The organism is Kytococcus sp. Marseille-QA3725, assembly GCF_054950055.1.
Window position 1 is genome coordinate 298,215 of record NZ_JBUCLA010000002.1, and the last position, 25,431, is coordinate 323,645.

Genomic DNA, 25,431 nt, shown 5'->3' on the forward strand with positions numbered 1-25,431 from the left:
CCAAATGGTCACGCTCACAACACATCCCGACCGCACACGACAAAGGGCCCCGGCACACGACCGGGGCCCTTGATGACGGCGGAGACGGAGGGATTTGAACCCTCGATGGGGCTACAAACCCCAAACCCGCTTAGCAGGCGGGCGCCATAGACCAGACTAGGCGACGTCTCCTCGCACGAGGTGCGAGGAGACAGGGTACCCGCTCTCGGCGCGGGCTCGAAATCAGGCCGTGGGCTCCTCGCGCGCCCCGGGACGGCGTTACCCTGTGCGCACCCGGTCGGGAGGGCGACCGGGCGACACGTCCGTGGATCCCGTGCGGGCGCGACACCCGGAGGATCAGTGTGAGCACAGTGGCCGAGCCCGAGGGGACCGGGCGCCCCCGCAAGGGGAACCGGCGATCCCGGCGCACCCCCACCCCGTCGCTGCCGCGCGCCCTGGGGCTCACGGGGCTGTCCGGGATCCTCCCCGGCCTCGGCCTGGTGTTCACCCCGGCCTGGCGCCTGGGCGTCCTCGCCCTCGCCGGGGTCCTGGTGGCCCTCCTGGTCCTGCTGTGGCGCGTCGGGGGCGACGGACTGACCGGCACCCTCATCGACCTCGCCACGTCCGGCACGCAGCTGCTCCTGCTGGCGGCGGGGATCGTCCTGGCCGCCACCGTGTGGGTCGTGCTCATCGCCCTCACCGCGCGCATCGCCCGGCCCCGGGGGCTCGGCACCCCGGGATCGCTCGCCCTGACGGGCACGGCCCTGCTGATGAGCGCCCTCGTGCTCGTCCCGACCGCCCAGGCCCTCAACCTCGTCGCGGCACACCGTGAGGCGGTGAGCACCGTCTTCTCCGGCACGTCCGAGGGCGCGGGGCCCGGGCGCCCCGCCGTGCACGACGACGACCCGTGGGCGGACTCCGACCGGGTGAACCTGCTGCTGCTCGGCTCGGACGCCGCGGAGAGCCGGCAGGGGGTGCGGCCCGACGCGTTGATGGTCATGAGCGTCGACCCCGACACGGGCGACTCGGTCCTCATCGGCATCCCCCGCAATCTCATGAAGGCCCCCGTGCCGGCCGGCAACCCCCTGCACCAGCTGTGGCCGTCCGGGTACGACTGCGGCAACGAGTGCATCATCAACGCCCTGTGGTCCGAGGCCGCGAACCACTCCGAGCTCTTCGGCGAGTCGGACAACCCCGGCTCCGACACCACCCGCGACGCGATCGAGGGCGTCGTGGGGCTGGACATCCAGCACGTCGTGACCGTGGACCTGCAGGGCTTCGAGCAGCTGGTGGACGCCATGGGTGGCGTCGACATCACCGTCGGGGAGCGCATCCCGATCGGCGGCAAGGTGTCCGACGGTGAGATCGTCCCCGGCTCCATCAAGGGGTGGATCGAGCCGGGCACCCAGCACATGGACGGGTACACGGCCCTCTGGTTCTCGCGCTCGCGGGCCACCACCTCGGACTACGACCGGATGGACCGGCAGCGCTGTATGGTCGGCGCCCTGGTGGACCAGTCCAACCCGTTGGACATGGTGCGCCGCTACCCCGCCATCGCCGACGCCCTCGAGCAGAACGTCTGGACCGACATCCCGCAGGAGGACCTGCCGGCCTGGGCCGACCTGACGCTCCGTATGAAGGACGGGCGCATGAAGAGCCTGCCGCTGACCAACGAGCGCATCGACACCACGGACCCCGACTTCGAGGAGATCCACGCGATGGTCGAGCGCGCGATCAACCCGCCGAAGCCGAAGAAGACGCCGAAGCCGTCCACGACGACCAAGGACGAGCCGAAGCCGGAACCCGAGCCTGAGCCGTCCGAGGCGGAGGACGTCGCGACCACCTGCTGAGCGGTGTGGCCCGGGAGGACGAGCTCCCGGTCCACGGACCCCGGACACACGAGAAGAGGCCCACCTCCAGGGAGGTGGGCCTCTTGCGTGCCGTCAGCGAGCGCTCAGCGTCGCTGACCGGCCGAAATCACTGGGGGACGACGTTCTCCGCCTGCTGGCCCTTGGGGCCCTGGGTGATCTCGAACTCCACGCGCTGGTTCTCGTCCAGCGAGCGGTAGCCGTTGGTCTGGATGGCGGAGAAGTGGACGAAGACGTCGTCGCCGCCACCATCCTGCTGGATGAAGCCGAAGCCCTTCTCAGCGTTGAACCACTTGACGGTGCCCTGTGCCATGGGGATTCTCTTTCGTTCGATTGGCGATGGACGGCGGAAGGTGCCGACCATGGCTGCTGCCAGAACCCCCGGCGGGCGGAGCCTGCCGTAGATCAACCAGATGTGCGTCCGCGAACGGACGATGTTCCTTCGACGTGCGAGGTACTGCGTCTTGCAACCTGCGATCACGCTACCACCGTTCGGGGGAGCGCAGGGGCTTCGTCGCGAGCGGGAGACGCACGTCACGCACCGGGCGGAGGGCGTGGGATTCGAACCCACGATGGCGTTGCCGCCATAGCGGTTTTCAAGACCGCCGCACTAGGCCACTATGCGAGCCCTCCCTCACCCCGTCCGGCCACCGGCACAGCACGGGGGACGCCCACCCTACGCCGCCCCCTGATTCGGCTTGGTTGCAGGCCTCAACACTTGCGCTGACGCTCTCATGGGACATGATGGAGGCAGTGCCGGCACGAGTCGGCCCATCCAGGAGGGGTCAGCCGGGTGACCGGCTCCCCTCGCCCGACGCATGAATGTGCACGAACAAGGAGTTCCCATGAACCGCACCGAGCTCGCCAGCGCGATCGCCCAGCAGACCGACGTGTCGGCCAAGGACGCCGCCGCGGTCCTGTCCGCCATGGGCGACGTCATCTGCGACACCGTGGGCAAGGGCGAGAAGGTCTCCCTCCCGGGCCTCATGACCATCGAGCGTGTGGAGCGGTCCGCGCGCACCGGGCGCAACCCGCGCACCGGTGAGACCATGGAGATCCCGGCCTCCTTCGGCGCCAAGCTGTCCGCCGGCTCGGCCCTCAAGGCCGCCGCCAAGGGCTGAGGCCCCACCCCCGCGGGGTCACCGGGCGCCGTCACCAGCTCCTGCAACCAGAACGTACGAAACCCGAACACCACTGAGAGGTAGCACCATGAAGAACAAGATCCTCCTGCTCGTCGGTACCGGCATCGGTTACGTGCTCGGCGCGCGCGCCGGCCGTGAGAAGTACGACTCGCTCGTGGAGCAGGCCCAGGGCCTGTGGGGCGACCCGCGCGTCCAGGACGCCGTCTCCACGGCCAAGTCCTCCACCGGCTCCGCCTTCTCCCAGGCCCAGGACCAGGTGAAGGGCAAGGTGACCGAGGTCAAGGAGTCCCGCTCGAACGACACGGGCAACTCCTCCTTCTCCCAGACCACCAACACCGGCACCCGCACCACGACCGGCACGGCCACCCCGGGTGCGTCGTCCACCGGTGGTTCGACCTCCGGCTTCCAGCCGACCACCAACACCTCGAGCTTCGGCACCAACTGAGGCTGAGCACCGCCCCCGGCGGTGACGCGGCAGCACCTGCCGCACACGACGAGGCCCCCTCCCTTCATGAACTGCTCCCCGGGAGTTGGACTGAGAAATCAGTTCCGACTCCCGGGGAGTTCGTGATGGAGGCCAAGAGTTCGTTGTCATCGCAGGAGCGGTTGACGGCCGTAGAGTTCTTCGAGTCTGGTTGGGGCTCTCGCGCCGTGGCCACGCGGCTGGGCAAGAGCCGCTGGGCGGTGCGAAGTCTCTACCGACGCTGGAAACTGTCAGGCCGAGGAGCGTTGGTGGAGCCACCGAAGAAGTCCTACCCGTTCGAGGTCAAGCTTGAGGCCGCCCAGCGCTACCTGGCCGGTGAATCCAAGGTGGCACTGGCCGGCGAGTTCGGGGTGCCCTCACCGCCCCTGATCGCGACCTGGGCCAGAGTCCTGAAAGCCGAGGGGCCTGACGGGCTGCGCCCCAGACCCAGGGGCCGCCCGGCCAGGCCTTCGGAGCCGGTCTCGGAGCTCGAGGCGTTGCGCCGGGAGAACCAGCGCTTGCGGGCGCAGAACGCCTACCTGGGAAAATTGCAGGCCTTGATGGAGCAGCAACGTCGGCCAAGGTGAAGGCCGTCGTTTCCCTCAAGGCGCAGCACCGTCTGGGTGACCTGCTGGCCGCGGCCGGTCTGGCGCGCTCGACGTTCTTCTACCACCAGGCACGCCTCTTGGAGCCGGACCCGCAGGCCGAGCTGAAGACCGCGATCACCGAGGTGTTCACGGCCAGTCGCAAGCGTTTCGGGCACCGCCGGGTCTGGGCGCAACTACGCGCCGACGGGTGGGTCGTTTCCCGCAAGACGGTGTGGAAGCTGATGCGCGAGCTCGATCTGCGCTGCCCGATCCGCAGGCGCCGGTTCCGGTCCTACCGGGGTACCACCAGTCGCACCGCGCCCAACGTGCTGGACCGTGACTTCACCGTCACCGGGCCGAACCAGAAGTGGGTCACCGACGTCACCGAGTTCCACATCGGCCCGGACAAGGTGTTCCTCTCAGCGGTGATGGACCTGTTCGACCGACAGGTCATCGGCGCCACCATCGGCCCTTCCCCGACCCTGACGCTGACGAACTCCTCCCTGCAGCAGGCCCTGACCACCTTGGAACCGGGCCAGCACCCGATCGTGCACTCCGACCAGGGATTCCAGTACCAGCACGCCACCTGGCAGGAATTACTCGCACGGGTCGGTGCGACCGCGTCGATGTCCCGCAAGGGCAACTGCCTGGACAACGCCGTCATCGAGAGCTTCTTCGGTCACCTCAAGGACGAGTTGTACTGCGACACGTCCTTCACCACACCCACCCAGCTCACGACGGCCCTGCGGGACTACCTGGCCTGGTTCAACCACGACCGCCCCCACAGCAGCAACGAGGGCCTGGCCCCGGTGCAGTACCGGAACCAGACCCTCGCTGCCGCGTGAGACCCCGTACGCTCAAACCAGTCCAACTTCAGGGGGACAGTTCATCAAGGGAGGGGGCCTCGTCACGTCGTGCGCTCGCTCACGGTCCGGCCACCCAGGAGGCGCCACGGCTCCGTGACGCGGCCCGACCCGCGGGGGTCAGATCACCCAGTGGTCTGCCGCGAGCTCGCGCGGCAGCGCAGGCAGCTCGTAGTCCGAGCGCAGCGGAGTCGCCGGGATGCCGCCGACCACCTGTCCGGACGGCACCGGCTTGAGCACCACGGCGCCCGCCCCGACCGACGACCCGGTACCCACCTCGATGTCACCGAGCACCGTGGAGCCGGCCCCGAGCAGGACGTTGCTGCCGACGGTGGGGTGGCGCTTCACGGAGTCCCCCGAGGTGCCGCCGAGGGTGACGCCGTGGAACATCATCACGTCGTCCCCGACGATCGCGGTCTCCCCGACGACGACGCCCATGCCGTGGTCGATCACCAGGCGCCGTCCGATGCGCGCGCCGGGGTGGATCTCCACACCGGTGACCGCGCGCGAGACCGTGCCCAGGACCCGTGCGGGCAGACGACCGCCCGGGCGCTGCCACAGCGCGTGCGCCACCCGGTGGGCGGCGACGGCGTGCAGGCCCGGGCTGGTCAGGAGCGCCTCGAGGCGCGTCGAGGTGGCCGGGTCGCGCGCGATGACCGCGCCGGCGTCCTCGGCGACCTGACGGAGAAGTCGGCGCAGCATCTGCAGGACCGTCAGTCCGTGAGGCCCTCGAAGAGGATCGTGGAGAGGTAGCGCTCGCCGTAGTCGGGCACCACCACCACGATCGTCTTGCCCTCGAGCTCCGGGCGCTTGGCGAGTTCCAGGGCCGCGTGCACGTTGGCACCGGCGGAGATGCCGGCGAGGATGCCCTCCTTGGCCGCCAGGTCACGGGACACCCGCAGGGCGTCCTCGAGCTCGGCGTCGAAGACCTCGTCGTAGATGTCGGTCTCGAGGACCTCGGGGACGAAGTTCGCACCCAGGCCCTGGATCTTGTGCGGGCCGGCCTCGCCGCCGGACAGGATCGGGGAGTCCTTCGGCTCCACGGCCATGACGAACAGGTCCGCCTTGCGGGCCTTGAGTGCCTGGCCGACACCCGTGATGGTGCCGCCGGTGCCGATGCCGGCGACGAACGCGTCGACCGCGCCGTCGGTGTCGGCCCAGATCTCCTCACCGGTGGTCTCCCGGTGCACCCGCACGTTGGCCGGGTTCGAGAACTGGCGGGCGAGCACGCCGCCGCGCTCGGCCGCGATCTCCTCGGCCTTCGCGACGGCGCCCTTCATGCCCTCGGCGCCGGGGGTGAGCACGAGCTCGGCGCCGTAGGCGCGCAGGACGCCCCGACGCTCGGCGCTCATGGTGTCGGGCATGGTCAGCACCATCTTGTAGCCGCGGGCGGCCGCGACCATGGCCAGGCCGATGCCGGTGTTGCCGCTGGTGCCCTCGACGATGGTGCCGCCGGGCTGGAGCTCGCCGGAGGCCTCGGCCGCGTCGATGATGGCCTTGGCGATGCGGTCCTTCACCGAGGACGCGGGGTTGGCCGACTCCAGCTTCGCCAGAACGGTCGCTCCCACCCCCTCGGTGACGCGGTTGAGGCGGACGAGCGGGGTGCCGCCGACGGTGGAGGTGATGTCCTGGTGGATGGTCATGCTCAGGACAACATCACGACCTGTTCGGATATTGCAAAGAACGCATGACACATGCGTGACATGCGCCACATTCCTGTCGCTCGGCAGTGAGGTGCCCCACACCCTTCGTCGGTACGGGCGTGTTCGTAGACTCCCCCCATGCACCCCCTGCAGCTCCTCGCGATCCTCCTGGGCCTGGCCGTCACCGCGGTCGGAATCGCCCTGCTGACCCGCGCCGTCATGCGGATCGTGGCCGTCGTCCGTCAGGGCCGCGCCACGATCGGCCGCTTCGACGACCCGGGCCAGCGCACTGTCACGATGCTCCGCGAGGTGTTCCTGCACCCGCGCATGCTGCGCAAGAAGTGGGTGGCCGTCGCCCACTGGTTCACGATGATCAGCTTCGGGGTGCTCTTCCTGACCCTGGTCACCGCCTACGGCCAGCTGTTCAACCCGCACTTCGCCCTGCCCCTGATCGGGCACTTCCCGCCGTTCGAGTGGCTCACCGAGTTCTTCGGCTGGACCGGCCTGTTCGGCATCGTGTTCCTGATGGTGCTGCGGCAGAAGATCAAGCCCTCGGCCGTCGCCCGGGAGAAGGGCGACGAGCGCAGGAGCCGCTTCTGGGGGTCCACCTTCTGGCAGGCCTACTACGTCGAGTTCACGATCCTCGGCGTCGTGCTGTGCATCCTCGCGCTGCGTGCGCTGGAGTACGCGCTGGGCCACACCGAGGGCAGCGAGCACGCCAGCGCCCTGCACTTCCCGCTGACCGCCTGGATGGGCTCGGCCCTGACCGGCCTGTCCGCCGGCACCCTGGGGGCGCTGATCATCACCGTCGCGCTGGTCAAGATCCTGATCTCGATGGCCTGGATGATCACCATCGGCCTGCAGCCGACCATGGGTGTCGCCTGGCACCGCTTCCTGGCCTTCTTCAACATCTGGTTCAAGCGCCACGCCGACGGCCGCACCTCGCTGGGTGAGCTGCAGCCGATGATGGTCGGTGGCAAGCCGCTGACCAGCATGGAGCAGCTCGAGGAGATCGCCGAGGCCGAGGAGGGCGAGGGCGACGACGAGCTGCGCATGGGTGTCGGCGCCATCGAGGACTTCACCTGGAAGGGCCTGCTGGACTTCACGACCTGCACCGAGTGCGGTCGCTGCCAGGAGCAGTGCCCGGCCTGGAACACCGAGAAGCCGCTGTCGCCCAAGATGCTGGTGATGAACCTGCGCGACGCCGCGTACGCGCAGGCCCCGTGGCAGACCGCCACGAGCCCCGCGGCCGTCGGCGTGGTCACGGAGCAGGACGGCGGGTCCGGGGCCCACCCGGCCGGCGACACGCTCACCGAGTCGCCCGAGGACTTCGACATCCGTCAGCTGGTCGGCCCGACCGAGGGTGACCCGACCATCCCCTCCGGCGGCGCCGTCATCGACCCGGACGTGCTGTGGAGCTGCACCAGCTGTGGTGCGTGCGTCGAGCAGTGCCCGGTGGACATCGAGCACGTCGACGCGATCGTCGACATGCGCCGCAACCAGGTGCTCATCGAGTCGGCCTTCCCGAGCGAGCTGGGCGGCCTGTTCAAGAACCTGGAGAGCAAGCAGAACCCGTGGGGCATGGCCAACTCCACCCGCATGGACTGGGCCAAGGACCTGGACTTCCCGATCAAGCAGGTGGGCCAGGACGTGGAGTCCCTCTCCGAGGTCGAGTACCTGTTCTGGGTCGGCTGCGCCGGTGCCTTCGAGGACCGCGCCAAGAAGACCACGCAGGCCGTCGCCGAGCTGCTGAACATCGCGGGCGTCGACTTCGCCGTCCTGGGTGACGGCGAGGCGTGCACCGGTGACTCCGCCCGCCGCGCGGGCAACGAGGTGCTGTACCAGATGCTGGCGCAGCAGAACGTGGAGATGCTCAACGAGGTGGGTGCCACGAAGATCGTGGTCTCCTGCGCGCACTGCTTCAACACCATCAAGAACGAGTACCCGCAGAACGGCGGGAAGTACGAGGTGGTGCACCACACCCAGCTGCTGAACCGCCTGGTGCGCGAGAAGAAGCTGCAGCCGGTGGCCGCCTCCGAGGTCGAGAGCCCGTCGAAGGTCGCCTCGTCCGCGCCGTCGGTGACCTACCACGACCCCTGCTACCTGGGACGCCACAACAAGGTCTACGAGGCCCCGCGCGAGCTCATCGCCACCCTGCCGGGGGTGGAGTACCGCGAAATGGAGCGCTCGAAGGAGAAGTCCTTCTGCTGCGGCGCCGGTGGTGCCCGCATGTGGATGGAGGAGAAGCTCGGCTCGCGCATCAACGTGAACCGCACCGAGGAGGCCATCGGCACCGGTGCCGAGCGCATCGCCATCGGCTGCCCGTTCTGCCGCGTGATGATGTCCGACGGTCTGACCGCAGCCCAGGAGGAGGGCCGTGGCAAGGACGTCGAGGTCGTGGACGTGGCGCAGATGCTGCTGGCCGGAGTCCGCCGTGGTCAGCAGGGCGAGGAGTCCCGGCTCGACCCGGCCACCGCCCGCGAGGGCGCTCCCGCCCAGGCACCGGCCGAGGGGACCGCGGTCGACGAGGCCGTGACCCAGCGGATCGTCCTGCCGGGCTCCGCCGACGGGCTGGACCAGCAGGGCTCCACGGCTGCCGGGGACGGCAGCGACCTGCCCACCGGTGACGACACCTCGAGCGCCGCCGACCGGGGCGCCGGGATGGCCGACCGCACCTCCGACGGTGACGACGCCGAGGGTTCCGCGGGCACCAGCGTCGACGAGAGCGACACCGCTGCCGAGGCGGCGCCGACCGTCGACAAGGAGGGCGCGACCGGTCAGACCGGGCAGCCTGCGAAGGCGGCCGCTGGCGGTGCCGCCGGTGCCGCGACCGGTGCTGCTGCCGGTGCAGTGGCTGCCGGGACCGCTCCGGCGGCCTTCACCGGCCAGCGCATCGGAGCCGACACCCCCACCCGCTTCGGCTGGGCCGGCGGCGACGCCTCCGTCGCCGCACAGGCCGGCACCGCTGCGCCCGTGGGCCAGCCGGCGGCCGACACGTCCACGGGTACGGGTGCCGAGACCGCTCAGCCGACCCCGGAGACCACGGGCACCACTGCGACGGCACCGAGTGATGACGCGGGTGCTGCTGCTCCGGCGGCGAACTCCGGGGCACCGGGCCAGGGCGCAGCCGCAGGTGCTGCCGTGGCCGGCATCGGCTCGGGGACCGCTCCGGGGGCCTTCGCGGGGCAGCGCATCGGGGCGGACACCCCCACCCGCTTCGGCTGGGCCAGCGGCCAGGGTGCACCGGCCAGCGCATCGGCGCCGGCAGCAGCCCCCGCGACCGCGGCACCCACCCAGACCACCACCCCGGCCAAGGGCACCGACGCGCCCGCCGACAGGAGTGCGGACGCCGGGGCGTCTGCCGGGGCGGCCCACGCCCCGGGTGCTCCGAGCAGCGACGGCGCGCCCAGCGAGACCGCCGGCGGCACCGCCCCGGCCGATTCCGCGGCAGCCGCAGCTGGCGTTGTGCCGGGCGTGGGTTCGGGCACGGCCCCATCGGCCTTCACCGGCCAGCGCATCAGTGCCGACGCCCCGATCCGCTTCGGCTGGGCCAGCGGCCAGGGTGCACCGGCCAGCGCACCGGCGACCAGTGGATCCGAGACCGAGGCACCGGCCCCGTCGGCTCCGGTGGCCGCCCCCAAGGCCGAGGCGCCCGCCAAGGCCGCCCCGACCGAGCCCACGGACGCGTCGACCGTCGGCGGGACCACGGATGCCGCAGCCGGTGAGGCACCCGCAGCCTCGCCGCAGCCCGCGGCAGGTGACGGAGCGTCGGCCACCGCACCGGCGGGTCACTCCGGGACGCAGATCGGCTCCGACGCCCCGACCCGCTTCGGCTGGGCGCAGGGCCAGGCAGCACCGGTCGAGTCCACCGGGGTCATGACCGGCTCGGCCGTCGCCGAGAGCGGGATCGAGCAGCAGCCCACCGACACGGCGGACGCCTCCTCGATGGAGGTCGTCGAGGAGCCGGCAGCCGTGGCCGCCGGTGAGCCCGTCGACGCCCAGGCCGCCGACCCCACCCAGGCCGCCGAGGCCCGGGACGAGGCTCCGGCCGCCCCTGCCGCGCCGCAGCCCACGGGTGGCCCGGTCGACGTACCGAACGTCGGCGAGCGTGCACCGCGCATCGGGTCAGGCTCGCCGGCCCTGCGGTTGGGGGCCTGGAAGGGCTGACCCACCCCGCGGTCGGCAGAGACGCCCGCCGCACTGAACGACCGGGGCCCGGTGCAGGAGATCCTGCACCGGGCCCCGGTCGTTCACGTGGCGCAGACGTGCCCCGTCGCGCCCGTCTCCTCAGTCGCCGAGGCTGAGCGCCTCCCGCAGCCGCCGTGCGACCTCGACGACCTCCGGGGACGTCCCCGGCCCCGTCACCTGCTCCAGCCGTGCGAAGGTCTCCCGCTTCCACTCCAGGCTCTCCGGGCCGGACTCCTGGACGTGGACGGCTCCCTCGGCGGCCTCCTCCAACGAGCCGCAGGCCGGCATCGCGGCACGCACCTCCTCGCCCGAGGAGGCCCCCACCCCATGGCCACCGCGTCCTCGGCCGTCCGGTCGAGTGCCGACCCAAGGTCCTCGCGGGGGTCGAACACCGCGACCTGCCGCCCCGTGGGCGGCGAAGGCGCCCGCCCAGCCGAGCCCGATGGTTCCTGCCCCGACGACCGCGACCCTGTTGACGTCTCCGCTCACAGCTTCTCCTCCACCCACGCGTCGGCGACCTCCTCGGGGGTCGCGCCCTCCATGACCTCGGCGTTCATCTCCGCGAGGTCCTCCACGGTCAGCTGCGCGGAGACCTCGTTGAGCGCCTTCTCCGTCGTGTCGGTGACCGCCTCCTCGGACAGCAGCGGCACCACGTTCTGTGCGCTGAACAGGTTCTCGTCGTCCTCGAGGATCACGAAGTCCTGCTCCTGGATGGACGGGTCGGTCGTGAAGATGTTGGCCGCGTCGATCTGCCCGTTCTTCAGCGCGTGCACGGTGATGTTGCCACCGGCCGCCAGGGCGCGGAACTTCTGGAACTCCACCCCGTAGACCTTCTTGAGACCGGGCAGGCCCTGCGGGCGCTCCTGGAACTCCGGGGGCCCGCCCATGACCATCTCGCCACTCTTTCCCCGGAGGTCGGAGATGGTCTGCAGGTCCATCTCCTCGGCCGTCTCCCGGGTGACCACCACGTTGTCGCTGTTCTCGGCCTTCGAGTAGTCGAGCACCGCCAGCCCCTCGGGCAGGTTCTCCTGCAGCGCCGCATAGACCTCCTCGGGCGTGGTGGCCTCGGTGGTCTCGTCGAAGTAGGAGGCCAGCGTGCCGGTGTACTCGGGCACGAGGTCGATGGAGCCGTCCTGCAGCGCGGGCACGTAGGTCTCGCGGCTGCCGATCTCGAGCTTCTTCTCCACCTCCGCCCCGGCGTCCTCCAGGGCCGCGGCGTACACCTCGGCGGTGATCGTCGACTCGGTGAAGTTGGCGCTCCCGATCGTGACGGTGTCGGCGCCCTGTCCCCCGCCCGAGTCCTTCCCCGCCTCCGGGTCCTTCGTGGGATCACCGCCGCAGGCGGTCAGCACCAGGGCACCGGCGGCCACGAGTCCGGTGAGTGCTCGTGCGGGTCGCATGGCGCCTCCTGCTGTCGCGGGTCGATGGGTGGCACGGCGCATCAGCGTCGCCCCGCGTCGGTCAGGCCGGGGCTCACCAGGGCCCGCTGCAGCAGGGAGAACACGAGCTCCATGAGCAGCGCCAGCGCGGCCACGAGCAGCGCGCCACCGGCCATCATCGAGTAGTCACGGAAGGCCAGGCCGTCGATGAGATAGCGGCCCAGGCCGCCCAGCGAGACGTACGCGGCGATGGTGGCCGTCGCGATGATCTGCAGCAGACCGGCCCGCAGACCGGAGAGGATGAGCGGCAGCGCGACCGGGATCTCCACCTGGCGCAGCACCTGCCACCCGGTCATGCCCATTCCCTTGGCCGCGTCCCGCGCCGCGGGGTCCACCTCCGCGATGCCGGAGTACACGCCCGAGAGCACCGGCGGGATCGCGAGCACCGCCAGCACGAGCAGGCTGGGCAGGACGAACGCGAGGTCGCCGGGGATCCACCGGGCCAGGATGATCCAGCCCAGCAGGAGCAGACCCAGCGACGGCAGGGCACGCAGGCCACCGGTCAGGTTCACCGCGACCACCGACCCCTTGCCGGTGTGCCCGATCCACAGCCCCAGCGGCACCGCCACCAGGCACGCCATCGCGAGCGCCGTCAGGGAGTACGCGAGGTGCCGGACGGCCTGCATCGCGATGCCGTCGGTCCCCTGCCAGTTGAGCGGGTCCGTCAGCCACGCCCAGATCTCGCCGATGATCATGCGCGCACCTCCCTCTGCCAGGGGGTGAGCGCCCGGCGGGCGAGCAGGATCAGCGCGTCGAAGAGCAGCGCGAGCAGCAGGCAGGCCACCATGCCGACCCCGATCATCGCCAGGTCGTCACGGTTGAAGCCGCGCGTGAACAGCAGGCCGAGCTGGGGGATGCCCACCAGGGCCGCGACGCTCACGATGCTCACGTTGCTCACGGCCGCCACGCGCAGGCCGGCGGCGATCACCGGAACAGCGAGCGGGAGCTCCACCCCGACGAAGCGGCGGAAGCGACCGAGCCCCATGGCCGTGGCGGCCTGCCGCACGTGCTCGGGCACCGCGTCGAGTCCGTCCGTCACGTTCCGCACCAGCAGCGCCAGCGTGTAGAGCGTCATCGCGATGAGCACGTTGGCGCGGTCCAGGATCTGCGTGCCGATGAGGCCCGGCAGCAGGATGAACAGCGCCAGCGACGGGATCGTGTAGAGCAGCGCGCTGCCCGAGACGAGTGCGGTCCGCAGCCACGACACCCGGGCGGCCAGCCAGCCCAGCGGCAGCGCGAGCGCCAGACCGATCAGCAGCGGTATGCCGGCCAGCACGGCGTGCGACACGGTGAGATCCCACAACTCACTCCACGCGACGTTCCCGATCTCGCTCACAGCGGGTGCGCCCCTCCGTCGTCCGCGGCGCCCGGCGCATCGGCACCGGGTGCCGCAGCCGGCCCCTCGTGCGCCGAGGCCGGGCTGCTGCGGTCGGTGTCGGTAATCACGTCGAGCACGTCGTGCGGTCGCACGGTGCCCACCAGGCGCCCGTCGTCGTCGACCACCACACCGCGCTGGCTGGGCGAGGAGAGTGCCGCGTCCAGCAGCTCGCGCAGCGTCCCGTCGCGACGGCCCAGCGTGCCGCCCAGGCGGAGGGCGTCCTCGTCGGCGACGTCACCGCCATCGGTGCGCAGCCACCCGAGCGGCCGCTGCTGGTCGTCCACGGCGAGCACCCAGCTGCCCTCTCGTGGCATCGGCTCCCCGAGGCGGACCACGGGCTCACGCTGCACCGGCACGTCACCGGAGTGGAAGGCCAGCGAGCGGTACCCGCGGTCCTTGCCGACGAAGTCCGCGACGAAGTCGTCGGCCGGTCGCGCCATCACGCGGGCCGGGGTGTCCACCTGGGCCAGGTGCCCACCCTCGCGCAGGATCGCCACCTGGTCGCCCAGCTTCATCGCCTCGTCGATGTCGTGCGTGACCAGCACGATCGTGGTGTCCAGATCGGCCTGCAGCCGCAGGAACTCGTCCTGCAGCTTCTCGCGCACGATGGGGTCGACGGCGCTGAAGGGCTCGTCCATGAGCATCACGGGCGGGTCGGCGGCCAGGGCGCGGGCCACACCCACCCTCTGCTGCTGCCCGCCGGAGAGCTGGGCCGGGTAACGCTTCGCGAGCGCCGGGTCGAGGCCCACGCGCTCGAGCAGTCCCAGCGCCTTGGTGCGCGCCTCCGGCTTGGAACGGCCGAGCAGGAGCGGAACCGTCATCACGTTGCGCAGGACGGTCTGGTGGGGGAAGAGCCCGCCGTGCTGGATGACGTAGCCGATGGTGCGCCGCAGCTGGTTGGCGTCGAGCTCGGTGTTGGGCCGGCCGTCGACGAGGATCTGCCCCTCGGAGGGCTCGACCATGCGGTTGATCATGCGCAGACTGGTGGTCTTGCCGCAGCCGGACGGCCCCACCAGCGCCGTGATCCGCCCCCGCGGGCACTCCAGGCTCAGGTCGTCCACGGCCACGGTCCCGTTGGGGTACCGCTTGGTCACGCCCTCGAAGCGGATCATGGTCACGACCCTACGTGCCACCACCGACACCCGCAGAGGGGCGGGGCGTCGACCTCAGATCGCGGTGCGGTGGAAGTTGCTCCAGCTGCGGCTGGCCGTCGGGCCACGCTGGCCCTGGTAGTGCGAGCCGTACTTGTCGCTGCCGTAGGGGTGCTCCGCGGGCGAGGAGAGCTGGAAGAAGCACAGCTGGCCGATCTTCATGCCGGGGTGCAGCACGATCGGCAGGGTGGCGACGTTGCTCAGCTCCAGGGTCACGTGGCCGGAGAAGCCGGGGTCCACGAAGCCGGCGGTCGCGTGGGTCAGCAGACCGAGGCGGCCGAGCGAGCTCTTGCCCTCCACGCGCGCGGCGATGTCCTGCGGCAGCGTGATCTGCTCGTAGGTGCTGCCCAACACGAACTCACCGGGGTGCAGGACGAACGACTCGTCGTGCTCCACCTCGACCAGGCGGGTCAGGTCGGGCTGCTCCTGCGCGGGGTCGATGACCGGGTACTTGTGGTTGTCGAACAGCCGGAAGAAGCGGTCCAGTCGGACGTCGACGCTGCTGGGCTGGAGCATCGTCGGCTCCCAGGGTTCCAGACGGACGGCGGAGTCGTCCCCGGCGTCGATGCGGGCGGCGATGTCGCGGTCCGAGAGGAGCATGGGGTGAGGGTACCGCGGGGCGGGATGCCGCGTGTACACTGTGACGCTGCAACACCTACGCGGGTGTAGTTCAATGGTAGAACATCAGCTTCCCAAGCTGAATACGCGAGTTCGATTCTCGTCACCCGCTCCAACGGCCCCGCCGGCACCTGCCGCGCGGGGCCTTCTCGTACCCCGTCAGGAGCGGTCCGTCTCCTCTGCGTGCTCCGCCCCTCCGTGAACCCCCGCGCAACACCCCTCCCCCCTCCGCAACCTGTGATGATCAGGTGCCCGAATTGACGCGACACGCCGGGGATGCCGGCAACGCGCAGTCATCAGGGGACCAAATTGGGGAGGGGGTGAGGTGGCGAGGGGGAGGTACGCAGGCGCCCGGTCAGACCTGCAGGCGCGGGATGGCCTCGATGAGGGAGCGCGTGTACTCCGTGCGCGGCGCCGCCCAGAGCTCCTCGGTGGGCGCCACCTCCACCAGCTCGCCGTGCCGCATGACGGCCACCCGGTCGCACACGTGCCGCACCACCGAGAGGTCGTGGCTGACGAACAGCAGGGTCAGCCCCATCTCGTCCACCAGCTCCCCGATGAGGTCGAGCACCTGCCCCCGCACGCTGACGTCCAGGGCGGAGACCGGCTCGTCGGCCAGCAGCACCTGCGGGCTCGGCGCCAGCGCCCGCGCGATGCTGATGCGCTGCCGCTGCCCGCCGCTGAACTGGTGCGGGTGCCGGCGCATCATGCCCGGTTCCAGGCCCACCCGGCTGAGCAGCTCGGCCACCCAGTCGTCCACCGCGCCCCGCGCCCAGCCCTGCACCTGCAGCGGCTCGGCCACCACCTCGCGCACGGTCATGCGCGGGTCGAGCGAGTCGCGCGGGTCCTGGAAGACCATCTGCACCGACTCCCGCAGCCACCTCAGGCGCCGCTCGGGCTCCCCGGAGACGGACCGGCCGAGCACCTCCACGCTGCCCGCACGGGGCGCCTCCAGGCCGGCGACCAGCCGCAGCAGCGTCGACTTGCCCGAGCCGGACTCACCCACGATGCCGAAGCGCTCACCCCGCGCGACCGACAGGCTCACCCCGTCGAGGGCGACGATCCCCGGCGGCGCGGAGAACAGGCTGCGCCGCGGGCGCGTGTAGACCTGCCGGACGTCCTGCACACGCACCGCCGGCTCGGTGTCCGCGGCGGCGGAGCCGCCCACGTGCAGCGCGACGCCCTCACCCTCGCCCCCGTTCAGCCCGTCCGACTCGTCCGCGGCACCCAGCGCCGTCGCCCCCGCCGCGTCGGCACCGGCCCGCGGCCTCAGTCGCGAGGCCGCCACCAACCGCTGCGTGTACTCGTGCTGCGGGTCGGCGAACACCTCGGCGACCGGCCCCCGCTCGACCGCCTGCCCGTCCTTGAGCACCACCACCTGCTCGCACACCTGCGAGACCACCGCCAGGTCGTGGGTGATGAACAGCAGCGCCGCGTCACTGCGCTCCACCCCCTCGAGCACCTGCCGCAGCACGGTGGCCTGCACGGTCACGTCCAGGGCCGTGGTCGGCTCGTCGCAGATGAGCACGTCCGGGTCGTTGGCCAGGGCGATGGCGATGACCACGCGCTGCCGCTGCCCGCCGGAGAGCTGGTGGGGGTGGGCGCGCGCCACGGCCTCCGGGTCGGTGACGCCGACGGAGTCCAGCAGCTCCACGGCACGACGGCGCGCCGCCTCGCCCTTGGCGGTGCCGTGGATCTCCATCACCTCGGCCACCTGCTCGCCGACGCGCATGGTCGGGTTCAGCGCGCTCATCGGCTCCTGGAAGACCATCGAGACGTCGACGCCCCGCAGGCGGGACATCGCGCGGTCCGATGCCCCGACCACCTGCGTGGCCGCGCCCCCCTCGGGGGTGATCTCGATGCTGCCCGTGGCATGCAGGTTGTCCGGCAGCAGGCCCATGACCGCCAGGGCCGTCAAGGACTTGCCGGAGCCGGACTCGCCGATGAGGCCCACCCGGTCCCCGGCGGCCAGGGTGAGGTCCACACCCTCGACCAGGGTGCGGTGGCGCGTGCGCACGGCGAGGTCGCGCACGTCCAGGCGGGTGGCGGGGTGCTGCCCCCGAGTTCCGCACCGGTGCTGAACTCGACCGTCGAACTCAGCACCGGTGCGGTTCTCGCTGCCGGGGTGGGTACTCACTGGTCCACCACCTCCATCTGCGGGTCGAAGCGGTCGCGCAGGCCGTCACCGAGCAGGTTGAAGCCCAGCACCGCCAGCGCGATCGCCACGCCGGGCACGATCGCCAACCGCGGCTCGCTGCCCAGCATCGACTGGCTCTCCTGCAGCATCCGGCCCCAGCTGGGCGTGGGTGGCGGGGTGCCGAACCCGAGGAAGCTCAGCCCCGCCTCGGCGAGGATGGCCAGGGCGAAGCTCACCGAGGCCTGCACGATGACCAGGCCCAGGACGTTGGGCAGCACGTGGCGCCACCCGATGGACGCGGGGCGCCGACCGGCCACGCGTGCGGCGGTGACGAACTCCCGCGGCAGCACGCCGAGCGCGCCGGCCCGCGTCACGCGGGCGAAGGAGGGCACGCTGGCCAGGCCGATGGCCACCATCGCCGAGGTGGTCGAGGCCCCGAACACCGCGGCGAACATGATCGCCAGCAGCAGCCCGGGGAATGCGAGCCCGATGTCGGCCGCCCGCATGATCAGGGTGCCCAGCCAGCGCGGCCCCATCGCGGCCAGGACGCCCAGCGGCACCCCGGCGAGCGCGGCGACGCCCACGGCGACGAACCCGACGTACAGGGTGGTGCGGGCCCCGACCAGGATCTGGCTGAGGGTGTCCCGCCCGAACTTGTCGGTGCCCAGCCAGTGCTCGGCACTCGGGCCCTGCAGGCGGGCGGAGGAGACCACGCGCGTGGGGTCGTACGGGGTCCACAGGTAGGACAGCAGCGCCATGGCGATCATCGACGCCACCAGGACGCCGCCGAGGACGAGATAGGCCCGCCCCGCGCGGCTGGGAGGGCGCCCGGGGTCGGCGGCGAGCCGCGAGGGCGCGGCGGGGCCGGGGGCGGCCAAGGAGTGCGTCGACCGGGTCATGCGCGCCCCTCGATCCGTGGGTCGATGAGCAGGTAGAGCACGTCCACCAGGAAGTTCACGACCAGCACCAGCGCCACCAGCACCATGACGACGTCCTGCACGAGGATCAGGTCGCGCTGTGCCACGGCGTCCACCAGCAGCGAGCCGACGCCGGGGACGACGAAGACGCGCTCGATGACGACGGCCCCCACCAGCATCGAGGTGAGCGACAGCCCCAGCACGGTCACCACCGGCACCGCGGCGTTGCGCCATCCGTGTCGCGCGAGCGCGCGCCAGCGGGTGAGCCCCTTGGCCCGGGCGGTGCGGATGAAGTCGGTGTCCATGACCTCCAGCACCGCGTTGCGCACGTACCGGGCCAGGATGGCCGCCTGCACGAGCGCCAGCGAGAGCGCCGGCAGCGTGAGCTTGCGCAGGAACTCGACCGGCCCCTCGACGGGGGGCGTCCACCCGCCCGCGGGGAACCAGCCGAGGCGCACCGCGAACAGGGCGATGAGCAGGATGCCGGCCAGGAAGGCCGGGACGGCCATGCCCACCTGGCTGGCCGCCGACAGCACCACACCCACCGGCGAGCGGTGGCGCAGCGCCATCAGGGCACCCAGCGGGACGGCGATGAGCAGGGCCAGCACCATGGCCGTGCCCACCAGCCACATCGTCACGGCGAAGCGGTCGACCAGCTGCGGGGCGATCTCCGCGCGGGAGACGTAGGACTCCCCCAGGTCGAGCGTGAGCAGCCCCGTCACCCAGTCCACGTAGCGCTCGGGCCACGGCCGGTCGAGGCCGAAGTCGGCGCGCAGCCGCGCGACGGACTCCTCCGAGGCATTCAGGCCCAGCGCCACCCGTGCCGGGTCACCCGGCAGCAGCGCCAGCACCGCGAAGACGATGAGGCTGGCCACCACCAGGCTGAGCAGCAGGACGGCGACGCGGGACGCGAGGCGGACGGCCATCGGTCAGGCGGAGAGGGGGTCAGCGGGTCTCGCCCGCGGCGGCCTTCACCTCGGGCATGCGCATCTGGTCGCCCCACAGCTGCACGTTGCGTGCCTGCGGCAGCTCCGAGCGGCGGAAGATGGGCTCCTCGCCCCGCTTGAGGTGCGCGTCGTAGTTCTTGAGCATCGCGACGGCCAGACCGCCCAGGGGCAGGATCGCCACGAGGTTGATGGTGGCCATCACGCCCATGAACAGGTCCGCGAGGTTCCACACGAGCGCCACCGAGCCGAGCGCACCCAGGACGACGCAGGCCACCACCAGCACGCGGAAGACGGTGATGACCACGCCGGGGTTGCGCTCACCGGCCAGGAAGCGGATGTTCGCCTCGCCGTAGAAGCTGTTGCCCAGGATGGACGACCACGCCAGGAAGAAGATGACGACCGAGAGGAACGGGCCGGCCCAGGTGCCCACCTGCTCCTGCAGGGCGGACTGGGTCAGGCCGATGCCCTGCGGGTCGTCGACGCCGAACTGCGGGTTGGACAGCAGGATGACGAAGGCCGTCGCCGAGCAGACGATGATCGTGTCGAAGTAGACGCCCAGCGCCTGCACCAGACCCTGCTTGGCGGGGTGGCTGACCGCGGCCGTCGCCGCCGCGTTGGGCACCGAGCCCATACCGGCCTCGTTGGAGAACAGCCCGCGGCGCATGCCCTGCATCAGCGCCGCACCGATGCCCGCACCCGCGACCTCCTTGAAGCCCAGGGCGTGGCCGACGATGTGGGCGAACATGGCCGGCACCTCGGTGATGTTCAGGGCCACCACCACGAGGGCCACGAGGATGTACAGCGTCGCCATCACCGGGACGATCACCTCGGTGACGGCGGAGAGGCGCTTCACACCACCGAAGATGACCGCTGCGGTCAGCGCGCCGAGCACCAGGCCGGTGGCCAGGCCGACCCAGCCGACGCCGTCGAAGTTGCCCTGCAGGGAGTAGCTGACGGAGTTGGACTGCACCGCGTTGAAGACGAATCCGTAGGTGAGGGTGATGATCACGGCGAAGAGCGCCGCCACGGGCTTCCAGCCGAGACCGTCGCGGATGTAGTACGCGGGGCCACCGACGTACCCGTCACCACCGCGCACCTTGTACAGCTGCGCCAGCGAGGACTCGATGAAGGCCGTCGCACCACCCATGATGGCCAGCAGCCACATCCAGAAGACGGCACCCGGTCCACCGATGGCGATGGCCACGGCCACACCGGCCACGTTGCCCGTGCCGACACGGGAGGCGGCCGAGATGGTGAACGCCCGGAAGGCCGAGATGCCGTCGTCGGAGTCCTGCCCCGGCTTCTCGACGATGTTGCGGATCATCTCCGGCAGCAGGCGCAGCTGCACCACACCGGTGCGCGCGGTGAACCAGACTCCGGCGATCACCAGCAGGACTATCACCAGATACCAGTAGTACCCGTTGATCTCGGAGACGACGTCAGCGAGGGCTTCCATGGGGCGAAGGGTACGGGCTGACGGGCCGGACCCCCGACTCGACGGACGGGGGCCGGGGGCTCAGCGGTGCAGGGCGGAGACGTCCAGCCCCTCGTTGACCGAGTTGGTCGGGATACCCCGGATGTCCGCGTCGGCCACCACCAGGTTGGGCAGCAGGAACAGGAAGTCGGCCGCGGCGTCCTTGCTGATGATCTCGGCGGCCTTCTTCATCTGCTCGGTCTGCTGCTGCTCGTCGCCCGCATCGGCCTGCTCCAGCGCCTTCTGCAGCTCCGGGTTGTCGTAGCGCAGGTAGTACCCGGGGTCGCCGAACACGGTGCCCAGGTCGCGGGGCTCCACGTGGGACACGATCGACAGGTCGTAGTCGGCCGCGGAGTACACCTGCTCCAGCCAGGCGGCGGGGAACTCCAGCTGGTCGAGCTTCACCTGCAGCCCGGCCTCCTCCAGCTGGGACTTCACCACCTGGCCGCACTCGGTCGCGTACGGCAGGGCGGGGACGCGCAGGCGCAGCGGCTTGCTGACGCCGGACTCCTGCACCAGCTGCTTCGCCTTCCCGAGGTCGTACGGATAGTCCCCGGTGCGGTCCTCGTGCCAGGGGTCGGTGGGCGGCACCATCGAGCCGATGAGCTCACCGCGCCCCGCCCAGCAGGTGTCCACGAGCGCCTGGTGGTCGATGGCGTGGCGGATCGCCTGACGGAGCTCGAGCGACTTCATCGGCTCGCTGTCGTGGTTGAAGGAGAGAACGACCTCGCCGTTGGTCGTCCCCTCGATGACCTGCAGGTCCTCCCGGCCCTCGAACTGGCTGAGGGACTCCGGGGCCTGGACGGTGGTCTCGACGTCGACGTCGCCGGTGAGCATCGCGTTGTTCAGCGCGGTGCCGTCCTTGAAGTACCGGAAGACGGCCTTCTTGAAGTACGGGTCCTCGCCGCCGCGGTCGTCGCGGCGCTCCAGGACGATGCGGTCGCCGCGCTTCCAGTCGGCCACGTCGTACGGACCGGAGCCGACCGGGTTCGTCGCGAGGTCCTTCGGCGGCTCGCTGGGCAGGATCGCCCCCACCCGGGTGGTCATCGCGTGGAGCCAGGAGGCGCTGGGCTCCTTCAGGGTGACCTCGACCGTCGTGTCGTCGACCGCCTTCGCCGACTTCACGACGTCCATCTGCTCCTTGAGGGAGGTGGTCCAGGTCTTCCCCTTGACCGCCTCGATGCTGGCGACGACGTCCTCGGCGGTGAGTTCGCTGCCGTCGGAGAAGTTGCGACCCTCGGGCAGCGTGAAGGTGTAGGTCCGGCCGTCCTCGGACACCTCGTGGGACTCCGCGAGCGCGTCGACGACGTCACCGGACTCGGGGTCGACGGTCACGAGGGTCTCGTAGACGTTGCCGAGCAGCAGCTGCGGGATGGCGGCCCCGTCGGAGGTGCGGAAGTCGAGGCTGGCCGGTTCGGCGACCAGGCCGAGGGTGACGGTCTCGTCGGACGGGCCGGCGGGGCCCTCGCCCCCGGAGCCGGAGGCCTGCGGGGCGTCGGAACCACCGGTGGAGCCGGGATCGACGCTGCTCCCGGCGCTGCAGGCGGACAGGGCCAGCAGAGCGCTGCCGGCGAGGGCAGCGACACGCAGGACGGAACGGTTCACGGTGTCTCCCAGGTCTCAGGGCGGCACCCCACCGCCCGCGAAGGGGACCATTGTGCGCCCAGCCGCGCGATTTGAACACCTGCCGCGACCGTCTCGGGGCGACACGCAGCGGGTGGCGCGGACGGGGCACGGAATCGGCATCGGCGTGGTGGCGTTGTCGCGGCCGACCCATCCCCGACCCACCGGAGGAACGATGCCCCGCCCCGTCGCCCTGTTCGAGCCGATGACCCTGCGCGACCTGACCGTCCGCCACCGGGCGTGGGTGGCCGCGATGTGCCAGTACTCGTGCGACCCGGTGACCGCCCCGGGCGTGCCGAACGACTGGCACCTTGTGCACCTGGGCGCGTTCGCCACCGGTGGGGCCTCGATGATCGTGACCGAGGCGGCCGCGGTGAACCCGGTGGGCCGCATCGCGCCGCAGGACGCCGGCATCTGGAACGACGAGCAGGTGGCCGGGTGGCGGCGGGTCAACGACTTCGTCCACGGCCTGGGCACCGGCGTGACCACTGCCGTGCAGCTGGCGCACGCGGGGCGGAAGGCCTCCACCTGGCGGCCGTTCGACGCGCAGGGGCGGGACGGCTCGGTGCCCGTGGGGGCCGACGAGCACGGTCGCGCTGAGTCGCCCGAGACCGCGGGCTGGCAGACACTCGCCCCCACGGACGAGGCGTTCGGTGACCTGGCCGCCCCGCGCGGCATGACCGAGGAGGAGATCCGGCAGACGATCACGGACTTCGGCGACGCCGCCGAGCGGGCCGTGGCAGCCGGCTTCGACGCGGTGGAGGTGCACGGAGCGCACGGCTACCTGATCCACCAGTTCATCTCGCCGCTGGTGAACACCCGCACCGACGCCTGGGGCGGCTCGGAGGAGGGACGGCACCGCTTCGGCCTGGAGGTGGTGCGCGAGGTGCGCCGTCGCGTCCCCGAGTCGATGCCGGTCCTGCTGCGCATATCCGCGACGGACTGGGAGGACGTCGAGGGCGACGTGGCCTCGCTGCAGCGCTTCGTGGTGGCCGCCGCCGAGCTCGGCGTGGACTTCGTGGACGTCTCCAGCGGCGGCAACCTGCCGCGGCCGAGGATCGTCACCGGGCCGGGCTACCAGGTGCGCTTCGCCACCGCGATGCGGGACGCGCTGCGGGCGGCGGGCCACGAGTTGCCGGTGGGTGCGGTGGGCGAGATCAGCTCGCCGCACCAAGCCGAGACGATCGTCGGGCAGGGCCAGGCCGATGTGGTGCTCCTGGCGCGGGCTGCGCTGGCGAACCCGCACTGGTGGATGCGGGCCGCCACCGAGCTGGGGGCCGAGCCGGTCACCATCGGGCAGTACGAGCGCGCCCGGGTGGACCGCCTGGCCTGACGACGTGGGGAGCAAACCCCAGCACAAAAGGTGAACTTTGGGTAAACCCACGGTGAACGGGGTGAACGCCCCGACCCGAGGAGAGACCCATGACCGCCATCGGCAGCGACCTGCACTACGACCACGCGATCAATGGTGGATTCAAGTGGTCGTCGCAACACCCTCGGATTCACTGGAGGCATGAGCGATGGCCAGCAAGGACACTCGAAAGAAGATCAGTGACGTGCCCGAAGGCACACGGCGGCAGTGGAGAGCGGATCGGGCCCTGCGGCCCCCGAGGCGATGACCGCGGCCCTGATCAAGGCCATGGCAGACGTGCCGGAGCAACTGCGACAGACGCTGACCTGGGACCGCGGAAAAGAACTGGCCGGGCATGCACAGTTCACGATGACCACGGACACGAGGGTGTTCTTCGCTGACCCGCACTCGCCGTGGCAGCGTCCCACGAACGAGAACACCAGCGGGGTACTGCGCCAGTACTTCCCGAAGGGCACGGACCTGTCGAGGTGGTCCGCACAGGAGCTGGAAGCAGTGGCGTGCACGTTGAACAACAGGCCGAGGAAGGTCCTGGAGTGGAAGACCCCCGCCGAGGTCTTCGCCGAGCAGTCACGATCCCTGAACGAGCCCGGTGTTGCAACGACCGGTTGAGCCCGCCAACCGCCTGAGCGCCCAGCTCGCCGGACCGTTCTTTCGCGAGGAGGTGGCCACCGTGCTCCAGCAAGTCCGGCGCGAAATGGAGTCCACGGCAACGGTCACCGACCACATCCCCGTGCTGGCCGAGCGCGAGGTGCACGACCTGACATCGTCCGCTTGTGCCCCCCGCAAGGAGTCGTGGAACCTCGACGCCTGGCGACCGACGTGTCCTACAAGACCATGATCGCCAAGAGGTGCAACCCGTGAACAGAACCCGCTCCGCACGCTTGTCTACGACCGGTGCCGTCATGGTGGTGGCCGGCATCGCCTGCTTCCTGTGGGTGTGGTTCTCCACACCCATGGAAGCCATCGACGTGATGGAGAACGGCGGACCCGACGCGCCACCGATGACCGACGCCGAGTTCGCCGCCGCCATGGCCTCACCCGTGCTGGTCGTCACGGGGTTGGCGCTCTTCCCGGTCGGGCTGGCCCGCCGTCAGGCGAAGAGCTCCCCCACGGCACGCCAGGCCCCCTCGTCGAGGGTGTACCAGGACCACTGACCGCGCTTCTCCCGCCGCAGCAGCCCGGCCTCGACCAACAGCCGCAGATGGTGGCTGACGGTGGACTGGGACAGCCCCACGACCTCCTGCAGATCACACACGCATGCCTCGGCACCGCTCGCGGTCCGGATGGCCGACACCAGGCGGAGGCGGACGGGGTGCGCGAGCGCCTTGAGCACGGACGCGCTCCTCTCGGCCGACGCGGGATCCAGCCCCCCGGCGAGCTCACCGCAGCAGGCCCTGCCGGGCTGCGCGTGGTCCGACCTGGTCGTCACGGGACCTCCTCCTCACCACTGATTTCGCGGCAGTCTAGGCAGCCCCTTGCCCGCGGGGCCGTGGAGCACGAGGTCGCGCACAGACGATTGACGCGTCATCCACCCCCCGTGTCCGACTTCACCTGTCGCCGTGTGGCGACGACGGCGGGCGAACCCTCCCCTCACACGCCCGGCCAGCTCCGCGAACGCCGCGGGGTCCGCCTGCTTCTGCAC

General features: G+C 71.1%; 22 protein-coding genes, 3 tRNA genes and 2 pseudogenes. 10 read left to right on the plus strand and 17 right to left on the minus strand.

All coding sequences use genetic code 11. The features are described 5' to 3' along the window. Positions 1 to 79 precede the first annotated feature (79 nt). Positions 80 to 171: transfer RNA gene (locus ACY8FT_RS09510), tRNA-Ser, on the minus strand. A gap of 170 nt (positions 172 to 341) precedes the next feature. Between ACY8FT_RS09510 and ACY8FT_RS09515 the strand changes: the two genes are divergently transcribed. After that, positions 342 to 1,829 carry an LCP family protein gene (locus ACY8FT_RS09515; RefSeq protein ID WP_462418666.1) on the plus strand — a complete coding sequence of 496 codons (1,488 nt, stop codon included), beginning with the start codon at positions 342 to 344 and terminating at the stop codon, positions 1,827 to 1,829. A gap of 127 nt (positions 1,830 to 1,956) precedes the next feature. Here ACY8FT_RS09515 and ACY8FT_RS09520 read toward each other — a convergent pair whose 3' ends face one another. Both ACY8FT_RS09520 and ACY8FT_RS09525 read right to left on the minus strand, forming a co-directional pair. After that, positions 1,957 to 2,160, minus strand: coding sequence for a cold-shock protein (locus ACY8FT_RS09520; RefSeq protein WP_070705563.1), 204 nt, complete (start codon positions 2,158 to 2,160; stop codon positions 1,957 to 1,959). Between the two features lie 233 nt (positions 2,161 to 2,393). Then, a tRNA-Ser gene (locus tag ACY8FT_RS09525) sits at positions 2,394 to 2,480 on the minus strand. A 212-nt stretch (positions 2,481 to 2,692) separates the two neighbouring features. Between ACY8FT_RS09525 and ACY8FT_RS09530 the strand changes: the two genes are divergently transcribed. The 3 genes and pseudogenes from ACY8FT_RS09530 (at position 2,693) to ACY8FT_RS09540 (ending at position 4,884) form a co-directional block, all read left to right on the plus strand. After that, entirely contained in the window at positions 2,693 to 2,968 is a 276-nt protein-coding gene (locus ACY8FT_RS09530; protein ID WP_462418667.1) for an HU family DNA-binding protein, read from the plus strand. Positions 2,969 to 3,056: 88 nt separating this feature from the next. Then, entirely contained in the window at positions 3,057 to 3,434 is a 378-nt protein-coding gene (locus ACY8FT_RS09535) for a YtxH domain-containing protein (protein WP_462418668.1), read from the plus strand. A gap of 186 nt (positions 3,435 to 3,620) precedes the next feature. After that, positions 3,621 to 4,884 (plus strand): annotated as a pseudogene (locus ACY8FT_RS09540) (IS3 family transposase). A 138-nt stretch (positions 4,885 to 5,022) separates the two neighbouring features. Here ACY8FT_RS09540 and epsC read toward each other — a convergent pair. Together epsC and cysK are read right to left on the minus strand one after the other, a co-directional pair. Then, entirely contained in the window at positions 5,023 to 5,604 is a 582-nt protein-coding gene (gene epsC / locus ACY8FT_RS09545; RefSeq protein WP_462418669.1) for a serine O-acetyltransferase EpsC, read from the minus strand. An 11-nt stretch (positions 5,605 to 5,615) separates the two neighbouring features. Further along, positions 5,616 to 6,545: a cysteine synthase A gene (gene cysK / locus ACY8FT_RS09550; protein ID WP_462418670.1), complete on the minus strand. Its 930-nt coding sequence runs from the start codon at positions 6,543 to 6,545 to the stop codon at positions 5,616 to 5,618. A gap of 138 nt (positions 6,546 to 6,683) precedes the next feature. On the opposite strand from cysK, the gene ACY8FT_RS09555 reads away from it, so the two are divergent. Next, positions 6,684 to 10,712 carry a heterodisulfide reductase-related iron-sulfur binding cluster gene (locus ACY8FT_RS09555; protein ID WP_462418671.1) on the plus strand — a complete coding sequence of 1,343 codons (4,029 nt, stop codon included), beginning with the start codon at positions 6,684 to 6,686 and terminating at the stop codon, positions 10,710 to 10,712. A 120-nt stretch (positions 10,713 to 10,832) separates the two neighbouring features. Here ACY8FT_RS09555 and ACY8FT_RS09560 read toward each other — a convergent pair whose 3' ends face one another. The 6 genes from ACY8FT_RS09560 to dcd form a co-directional block, all read right to left on the minus strand. Further along, on the minus strand, positions 10,833 to 11,057 hold the full coding sequence (locus tag ACY8FT_RS09560; RefSeq protein ID WP_462418672.1) for a hypothetical protein: 225 nt from the start codon (positions 11,055 to 11,057) through the stop codon (positions 10,833 to 10,835). A gap of 161 nt (positions 11,058 to 11,218) precedes the next feature. After that, positions 11,219 to 12,133 carry an ABC transporter substrate-binding protein gene (locus tag ACY8FT_RS09565; RefSeq protein WP_462418673.1) on the minus strand — a complete coding sequence of 305 codons (915 nt, stop codon included), beginning with the start codon at positions 12,131 to 12,133 and terminating at the stop codon, positions 11,219 to 11,221. 41 nt (positions 12,134 to 12,174) lie between these two features. Further along, positions 12,175 to 12,867 carry an ABC transporter permease gene (locus ACY8FT_RS09570; RefSeq protein ID WP_462418674.1) on the minus strand — a complete coding sequence of 231 codons (693 nt, stop codon included), beginning with the start codon at positions 12,865 to 12,867 and terminating at the stop codon, positions 12,175 to 12,177. Beyond that, entirely contained in the window at positions 12,864 to 13,460 is a 597-nt protein-coding gene (locus ACY8FT_RS09575) for an ABC transporter permease (protein WP_462418675.1), read from the minus strand. Before ACY8FT_RS09575 ends, ACY8FT_RS09570 begins: the two co-directional genes overlap by 4 nt. A gap of 44 nt (positions 13,461 to 13,504) precedes the next feature. Beyond that, the gene (locus ACY8FT_RS09580; RefSeq protein ID WP_462418676.1) at positions 13,505 to 14,662 is read right to left on the minus strand and encodes an ABC transporter ATP-binding protein; all 1,158 of its coding nucleotides are present in this window, start codon (positions 14,660 to 14,662) and stop codon (positions 13,505 to 13,507) included. 54 nt (positions 14,663 to 14,716) lie between these two features. Next, the gene (gene dcd, locus ACY8FT_RS09585) at positions 14,717 to 15,301 is read right to left on the minus strand and encodes a dCTP deaminase (protein ID WP_462418677.1); all 585 of its coding nucleotides are present in this window, start codon (positions 15,299 to 15,301) and stop codon (positions 14,717 to 14,719) included. A 59-nt stretch (positions 15,302 to 15,360) separates the two neighbouring features. Here dcd and ACY8FT_RS09590 point away from each other — a divergent pair. Further along, positions 15,361 to 15,434: transfer RNA gene (locus ACY8FT_RS09590), tRNA-Gly, on the plus strand. A gap of 240 nt (positions 15,435 to 15,674) precedes the next feature. Here ACY8FT_RS09590 and ACY8FT_RS09595 read toward each other — a convergent pair. The 5 genes from ACY8FT_RS09595 to ACY8FT_RS09615 form a co-directional block, all read right to left on the minus strand. Further along, positions 15,675 to 17,351, minus strand: a complete 1,677-nt coding sequence (locus tag ACY8FT_RS09595) for a dipeptide ABC transporter ATP-binding protein (protein ID WP_462419088.1) — start codon at positions 17,349 to 17,351, stop codon at positions 15,675 to 15,677. Between the two features lie 101 nt (positions 17,352 to 17,452). Further along, on the minus strand, positions 17,453 to 18,355 hold the full coding sequence (locus ACY8FT_RS09600; protein WP_462418678.1) for an ABC transporter permease: 903 nt from the start codon (positions 18,353 to 18,355) through the stop codon (positions 17,453 to 17,455). Next, positions 18,352 to 19,299 (minus strand): ABC transporter permease, encoded by a 948-nt coding sequence (locus ACY8FT_RS09605; protein WP_462418679.1) that lies wholly within the window; start codon positions 19,297 to 19,299, stop codon positions 18,352 to 18,354. The genes ACY8FT_RS09600 and ACY8FT_RS09605 overlap by 4 nt, the downstream gene beginning before the upstream one ends. Positions 19,300 to 19,318: 19 nt before the next feature. After that, positions 19,319 to 20,776 carry an alanine/glycine:cation symporter family protein gene (locus ACY8FT_RS09610; protein ID WP_462418680.1) on the minus strand — a complete coding sequence of 486 codons (1,458 nt, stop codon included), beginning with the start codon at positions 20,774 to 20,776 and terminating at the stop codon, positions 19,319 to 19,321. A gap of 60 nt (positions 20,777 to 20,836) precedes the next feature. Beyond that, positions 20,837 to 22,399, minus strand: a complete 1,563-nt coding sequence (locus ACY8FT_RS09615; protein ID WP_462418681.1) for an ABC transporter substrate-binding protein — start codon at positions 22,397 to 22,399, stop codon at positions 20,837 to 20,839. Positions 22,400 to 22,592: 193 nt separating this feature from the next. Between ACY8FT_RS09615 and ACY8FT_RS09620 the strand changes: the two genes are divergently transcribed. The 4 genes and pseudogenes from ACY8FT_RS09620 to ACY8FT_RS09635 all read left to right on the plus strand — a co-directional run bounded on the left by ACY8FT_RS09620 (position 22,593) and on the right by ACY8FT_RS09635 (position 24,943). After that, entirely contained in the window at positions 22,593 to 23,750 is a 1,158-nt protein-coding gene (locus ACY8FT_RS09620) for an NADH:flavin oxidoreductase/NADH oxidase (RefSeq protein WP_462418682.1), read from the plus strand. A 282-nt stretch (positions 23,751 to 24,032) separates the two neighbouring features. Further along, positions 24,033 to 24,398, plus strand: a pseudogene (locus ACY8FT_RS09625) (IS30 family transposase); the annotation flags it as partial. Then, the gene (locus ACY8FT_RS09630; RefSeq protein ID WP_462418683.1) at positions 24,379 to 24,627 is read left to right on the plus strand and encodes a three-helix bundle dimerization domain-containing protein; all 249 of its coding nucleotides are present in this window, start codon (positions 24,379 to 24,381) and stop codon (positions 24,625 to 24,627) included. The pseudogene ACY8FT_RS09625 and the gene ACY8FT_RS09630, both read left to right, overlap by 20 nt. A gap of 19 nt (positions 24,628 to 24,646) precedes the next feature. Beyond that, the gene (locus ACY8FT_RS09635) at positions 24,647 to 24,943 is read left to right on the plus strand and encodes a hypothetical protein (protein ID WP_462418684.1); all 297 of its coding nucleotides are present in this window, start codon (positions 24,647 to 24,649) and stop codon (positions 24,941 to 24,943) included. On the opposite strand, the gene ACY8FT_RS09640 is transcribed toward ACY8FT_RS09635, so the two are convergent. Next, positions 24,880 to 25,218, minus strand: coding sequence for an ArsR/SmtB family transcription factor (locus ACY8FT_RS09640; protein WP_462418685.1), 339 nt, complete (start codon positions 25,216 to 25,218; stop codon positions 24,880 to 24,882). The two genes, ACY8FT_RS09635 and ACY8FT_RS09640, sit on opposite strands and share 64 nt — an antisense overlap. Positions 25,219 to 25,431: the final 213 nt, after the last annotated feature.

Coding starts and splice junctions, on each gene's coding strand:
- ACY8FT_RS09610 (WP_462418680.1), bottom strand. CDS start 20,776: ATGGAAGCCCTCGCTGACGTCGTCTCCGAGATCAACGGGTACTACTGG.
- ACY8FT_RS09565 (WP_462418673.1), bottom strand. CDS start 12,133: ATGCGACCCGCACGAGCACTCACCGGACTCGTGGCCGCCGGTGCCCTG.
- ACY8FT_RS09620 (WP_462418682.1), top strand. CDS start 22,593: ATGCCCCGCCCCGTCGCCCTGTTCGAGCCGATGACCCTGCGCGACCTG.
- cysK (WP_462418670.1), bottom strand. CDS start 6,545: ATGACCATCCACCAGGACATCACCTCCACCGTCGGCGGCACCCCGCTC.
- ACY8FT_RS09520 (WP_070705563.1), bottom strand. CDS start 2,160: ATGGCACAGGGCACCGTCAAGTGGTTCAACGCTGAGAAGGGCTTCGGC.
- ACY8FT_RS09580 (WP_462418676.1), bottom strand. CDS start 14,662: ATGATCCGCTTCGAGGGCGTGACCAAGCGGTACCCCAACGGGACCGTG.
- dcd (WP_462418677.1), bottom strand. CDS start 15,301: ATGCTCCTCTCGGACCGCGACATCGCCGCCCGCATCGACGCCGGGGAC.
- ACY8FT_RS09605 (WP_462418679.1), bottom strand. CDS start 19,299: ATGGCCGTCCGCCTCGCGTCCCGCGTCGCCGTCCTGCTGCTCAGCCTG.
- ACY8FT_RS09535 (WP_462418668.1), top strand. CDS start 3,057: ATGAAGAACAAGATCCTCCTGCTCGTCGGTACCGGCATCGGTTACGTG.
- ACY8FT_RS09600 (WP_462418678.1), bottom strand. CDS start 18,355: ATGACCCGGTCGACGCACTCCTTGGCCGCCCCCGGCCCCGCCGCGCCC.
- ACY8FT_RS09555 (WP_462418671.1), top strand. CDS start 6,684: ATGCACCCCCTGCAGCTCCTCGCGATCCTCCTGGGCCTGGCCGTCACC.
- ACY8FT_RS09570 (WP_462418674.1), bottom strand. CDS start 12,867: ATGATCATCGGCGAGATCTGGGCGTGGCTGACGGACCCGCTCAACTGG.
- epsC (WP_462418669.1), bottom strand. CDS start 5,604: ATGCTGCGCCGACTTCTCCGTCAGGTCGCCGAGGACGCCGGCGCGGTC.
- ACY8FT_RS09530 (WP_462418667.1), top strand. CDS start 2,693: ATGAACCGCACCGAGCTCGCCAGCGCGATCGCCCAGCAGACCGACGTG.